This is a genomic window from Pseudomonas sp., assembly GCF_026224925.1.
Classification (GTDB): Bacteria; Pseudomonadota; Gammaproteobacteria; order Pseudomonadales; family Pseudomonadaceae; genus Aquipseudomonas.
In genome coordinates this window covers 1-4,796 of sequence record NZ_JAMFRV010000051.1, presented here as the reverse complement: position 1 = coordinate 4,796, position 4,796 = coordinate 1, and the positions used below count along the sequence as shown (strand labels likewise).

The following is a 4,796-nucleotide window of genomic DNA, read 5'->3' as shown; positions in this document are numbered from 1 at the left end:
GACTATCAGGACAGTCGTTGTTGCTCTAGGAGGGATTTGACTCTGCTCTTAATCTCGTCCCGTATGGCTCGCACCTCTTCAATGGGCAGCCCCTTCGGGTCTCGAAGCGGCCAATCGTCCCGGCGTAGACCGGGGACATAGGGGCACTTGTCCCCGCATCCCATCGTGATGAGGAGCTGTGCATCCTTCGCCAAATCCTCCGTGAGTTTCTGAGGCTTCGCACCGGTAAGGTCGATGCCAACTTCCTGCATTGCATCCTGCACTTCAGGGTGGACCCGCAGCCCCGGCTCTGTCCCTGCAGAGATGGCCTGTGCCTTCTTGGGGTCTGCAAGCTGGTTGAAGAATGCGGCTGCCATCTGTGACCTTCCCGCGTTGTGTACGCAGGCAAAAATTACCTTGAGCATGATTCCTCCTTCAATTTTTCCCGATGTCATCCAACTTGCTCTTGAGCGCCATTGCATCCAGACTGGCAAGCGGAAGCGAGAGCATGAGGGTAATGCGCCTCTCCAAAGTGGAGAATGCCTGCGAAAACGCTCGATCAACGTCTTGCGGCGTTCCAGTGATAGCAGCGGGGTCAGGTACTCCCCAGTGGGCTGTGAGAGGCTGCCCAGGCCATACCGGGCAAACTTCATTCGCCGCACTGTCACATACCGTGAAAACAAAGTTTATGACTGGCGCACCCGGCTTGGCGAACTCACCCCATGATTTGCTGCGCAGCCCAGCCGTGTTGAGATTGGCAGACTCAATCTGCCGTAGTGCCTCCTCGCGGACCGCTCCCGTAGGATGGCTGCCTGCGCTGTATGCAACGAAGTTCTCGCGGCCCTTCCAATTCATGATCGCTTCGGCCATGATTGACCGAGCAGAGTTGCCGGTACAGAGAAACAGGACGTTGTAATGCGGCATGGTTACCTCTACGCACAGCAGTTTGGCCCACAGCACGGGGCATCGGACTTGGGTTTGATGGCATAGACCTTCACGCTGGCGGCTGCCGTGTTCACGTCGTACTTGTTCAGTAGGGCGGATAGCTCTTCGTGGAGTGTGGTCGTGTCGTTAGTCGGGGCAGGAGTGCAACACTGGCTCTCGCTCTCTGAGGGGGAGCAACAGCCAGCCTGATTCTCCACCTTGGTGTAAGCGTTCAGGTCTGCGCCGCTATCCACGATCTGTACATGCTCGAACCCTGCAGCAAGGAGCCCTGCACGATAGTCGTCAATCCTGATCGCACCAGCGATGCATCCCACATACGCCGCCATGCTCCGTGCGATAGACTCCGGGAGTTCGCCCTTGAGAGCAATATCACTGACCGCTAGGCGACCACCCGGTTTGAGGATACGCGCTATCTCACGAAAGACGGCTGGCTTATCAGGTGCAAGATTGAGAACGCAGTTGGAGATGACACAATCGACTGAAGCATCCGGCAATGGGATGTTGTCGATGGTGGATTGATAAAAAGCAACGTTGGTGTATCCGCCGGACACTGCGTTGGCTCTTGCTCGTTCGATCATCGCTGGTGTCATGTCAATGCCCACGGCGCGGCCCTGCGGCCCTACCATCTTCGAAGCCAGAAAGACATCCAGACCACCGCCCGAGCCAAGGTCGACAACTATCTCTCCCGGACGCAAATGAGCGGTTGCAGTGGGATTGCCGCAGGACAAACCCATGTTTGCCTCAGCGGGAATGGATGTCAGTTCTTCGGAGGAATAGCCAAAAGCCTGGGCTACTGCTTTGACGCCAGCGTGATTGCTGGAAAGGGTGCTTGCTGCAACCGCACCATACTTCGACCGGACGGAGTCGAGAATCTCTGCCACGCTGCACCTCCAAACATATTCGACTTGCTGAATGTATCTATTGCCAACGTATTCGTCAAAGCGTATACGTAATCCATGGCCCGTACGACGCAATTCAATCTGCCGAGGTTCTTTCAGGCTCTGGCTGACGACACACGGCTCCGTCTTCTCAACCTCATGGGAGAACAAGAGGTTTGTGTTTGCTACCTAGTGGAGATACTTGGCGGTCCGCAGCCGAAGATTTCGCGGCACCTCGCCTTCTTACGAAACGCTGGTATTGTCGCTGCCCGACGCGAGGGCAAGTGGATGCACTACCGCGTTGTCATGCCACCGCATGTTGGGGCGTCACAGGTGGTCCGTCAGACACTGGACTTCCTCAAGGACGATAAGGTGATGCAGGCAGACCGCGGCCGCCTTACAAAGGCGTGCTGCTCTCCGGCAAAGTACGCACTGGATGGCGCTCCGTTGCCCACGCCTGTTACTGCGCCATGCTGTGAGGTGTGCTGATGGCTACAACGGCAACCCAAGGCAGCAGCCAGTGCGTTCCGTCCCAACGTCGGAAGCTTTCCTTCCTTGACCGCTTCCTCACGCTTTGGATATTTCTCGCTATGGCTATAGGCGTCGCCATAGGGCACTTTGTTCCCAGCTCCGGTGCCTTCGTGAACCGCTTTCAAACCGGCACAACGAACATCCCGATTGCCATCGGGTTGATCGTCATGATGTTCCCGCCGTTGGCAAAAGTGCGCTATGAAAAGCTAGGCGAGGTCTTTCGGAACAAGCGGGTGCTTGGTCTGTCACTGGTGCAGAACTGGCTTATCGGACCTACGCTAATGTTCGTGCTGGCCGTCATCTTTCTGCGTGGTGAACCGGCATACATGCGTGGCTTGATCCTGATTGGCATAGCCCGCTGCATTGCGATGGTACTAGTTTGGAATGAGTTGGCAGAAGGGGACACAGATTATGTCGCGGGATTGGTGGCAATCAACAGTGTGTTTCAGGTGTTGTTCTACAGCCTGTATGCATGGGCATTCCTGACAGTGCTGCCCAAGTGGTTCGGACTGCAGGGAAGCGTGGTCGAGATTGGAATCGGGCAGATTGCAAAGAGCGTCGGCCTCTATCTAGGCGTACCGTTTGTAGCGGGTTTCCTGACACGATATGCTCTCATGCGGGCAAAGGGAGAAGAATGGTACCGGCTCCGGTTTGTCCCTCGCATTAGCCCGCTCACGCTGGTTGCGCTCCTGTTCACGATCTTGGTCATGTTTTCCCTCAAAGGTGATCTGATCGTGATGCTCCCTTTGGATGTGGTCAGGATCGCAATACCGTTGGTGGTTTATTTCCTCGTCATGTTCCTCGTGAGCTTTTGGATGGGCAAGCGACTCGGTGCAGACTATGCACAGTCCGCAACTCTGTCATTCACTGCTGCCGGTAACAACTTTGAGCTGGCAATTGCTGTAGCGGTTGCGGTGTTCGGTCTCAACTCAGGGGAAGCATTTGTCGGCGTAGTTGGACCACTGATCGAAGTCCCGGCCCTGATTGGTTTGGTGAACGTGGCTTTTTGGATCAGACGCAAGCACTTCAGCTAACGCCTCGCCGCGTCTGACTACATATCCCACACCCACTCGAAATTTCACGTTAGAAGATACCCGTCATGTTCCACAGATATTCATATCTGCACTACCAGCACCTGTCCCTCATTGCGGCGTGGCCGCTCGTACACTCGTTGCCTTGGTTTGCGGCCGTGTGGGGAGTTGTCTGTAGATGGACTGATGTCAGTTGGGGTATACCCATGCTAGACAAGCCTGCAGACCCCAAAATGCGTCTATTTAGGGTGTTTTTGTGGCTGTTTAACATATTCCGTGTTGCCTCGTAGACTCTAACTAGACAAGTCGGAGGCATCGTGGCAACAGGGCAAGTGGTCGGTTATACAAGGGTTAGCAGCGTCGATCAAAACGACGCTAGACAGCTTGATGGGCAGACACTAGACAGGGTGTTCGCCGATAAGGCGTCGGGCAAAGACACTAGGCGGCCTCAACTCGAAGCTGCCCTCTCGTTCCTTCGTGAGGGAGACACGCTAATGGTCCATTCGATGGATCGGCTGGCAAGGAACATCGATGACCTGCGCAGCATCGTCCTTTCGCTCACCAAGCGTGGAGTCAAGGTTCAGTTCCTTAAGGAAGCTTTGGTTTTCACTGGCGATGATTCACCGATGGCAAATCTCTTGCTCGGTCTGCTGGGTGCAGTCGCGCAATTTGAGCGTGAGTTGATCCGAGAGCGACAACGAGAGGGCATCGCGGTAGCTAAAGAGCAGGGAGTTTACAAAGACCGAGTGCCGAGCTTATCGGCCGAGCGGGTCTCAGCACTTCTTGATAGAGTTCGAAAGGGTGAAGCGAAATCAAGGCTTGCTCCCGAGTTTGGGATATCGCGGGCGACTCTGTACAACTACGTTAGGACCAATGCACAGTGTGCCCCATAGTTAGCCTTGCGGCCCGCGATGGTCACCGCACCTCAGTCTCACCAAAGGGAAAAATGAACAAAGAAGAGCAGGCGATAGAGCTTCGTCGATTGGCAAATCTTGTGATCGACGCCTATCTGAAGCGAGATGAAGCCTTCAAGCCAAAGTTCGGGGACAAGTTCGAAGCAATTCTTTGCCTGTCTCAACTGACGCCTGAAGACCAGTCCTCAACCTTGGAGCGCCATACACAGCCGGTCCTAAACTACTGGTACGAACGATCTGAATACAGTGATAGTGAGAGTCTGAGTGACGTCAAGGAAAGCGAATAAGCCTGCTAAGACCCGAGCGGTGATTTATACGAGAGTATCGACAGACGAACAGGTTGAGAATAACAGCCTTGCAACACAGCTAGAGAGGTCTCGGCGTTATTGCCAACAACAGGGATGGCCCGTAGCCAAAGTATTATCCGATGAAGGGGTCTCAGCTAAGACCACCCAACGCGATCAGTTCCAAGCGATGCTCAGATTTTGTAAAGGGAGCGTCAACGATGTGGGCTTCGT

At 54.8% G+C, this 4,796-nt stretch carries 8 protein-coding genes; 5 read left to right on the top strand and 3 right to left on the bottom strand.

All coding sequences use genetic code 11. The features are described from left to right. Positions 1-5: 5 nt before the first annotated feature. The 3 genes from M0974_RS02300 to arsM are packed head-to-tail and all read right to left on the bottom strand — an operon-like array spanning position 6 to position 1,805. Positions 6-404, bottom strand: coding sequence for an arsenate reductase ArsC (locus tag M0974_RS02300; protein ID WP_297832179.1), 399 nt, complete (start codon positions 402-404; stop codon positions 6-8). A 10-nt stretch (positions 405-414) separates the two neighbouring features. Next, positions 415-903 (bottom strand): arsenate reductase ArsC, encoded by a 489-nt coding sequence (locus M0974_RS02295; protein ID WP_297832176.1) that lies wholly within the window; start codon positions 901-903, stop codon positions 415-417. A gap of 8 nt (positions 904-911) precedes the next feature. Beyond that, positions 912-1,805 carry an arsenite methyltransferase gene (gene arsM / locus M0974_RS02290; protein ID WP_297832174.1) on the bottom strand — a complete coding sequence of 298 codons (894 nt, stop codon included), beginning with the start codon at positions 1,803-1,805 and terminating at the stop codon, positions 912-914. A 75-nt stretch (positions 1,806-1,880) separates the two neighbouring features. Between arsM and M0974_RS33280 the strand changes: the two genes are divergently transcribed. The 5 genes from M0974_RS33280 to M0974_RS33275 all read left to right on the top strand — a co-directional run. Continuing rightward, positions 1,881-2,291 carry an ArsR/SmtB family transcription factor gene (locus tag M0974_RS33280; RefSeq protein WP_367278941.1) on the top strand — a complete coding sequence of 137 codons (411 nt, stop codon included), beginning with the start codon at positions 1,881-1,883 and terminating at the stop codon, positions 2,289-2,291. Beyond that, a complete protein-coding gene (gene arsB / locus M0974_RS02285) occupies positions 2,291-3,367 on the top strand; it encodes an ACR3 family arsenite efflux transporter (RefSeq protein ID WP_297832171.1) in 1,077 nt (358 codons plus the stop codon). The genes M0974_RS33280 and arsB overlap by 1 nt, the downstream gene beginning before the upstream one ends. Before the next feature lie 314 nt (positions 3,368-3,681). Further along, a complete protein-coding gene (locus M0974_RS02280; RefSeq protein WP_297832168.1) occupies positions 3,682-4,257 on the top strand; it encodes a recombinase family protein in 576 nt (191 codons plus the stop codon). Positions 4,258-4,310: 53 nt separating this feature from the next. After that, a complete protein-coding gene (locus M0974_RS02275) occupies positions 4,311-4,565 on the top strand; it encodes a hypothetical protein (RefSeq protein WP_297832165.1) in 255 nt (84 codons plus the stop codon). Further along, positions 4,543-4,796 (top strand): recombinase family protein (locus tag M0974_RS33275; RefSeq protein ID WP_367278940.1); only part of this gene is annotated, 254 nt, incomplete at its 3' end. The genes M0974_RS02275 and M0974_RS33275, both read left to right, overlap by 23 nt.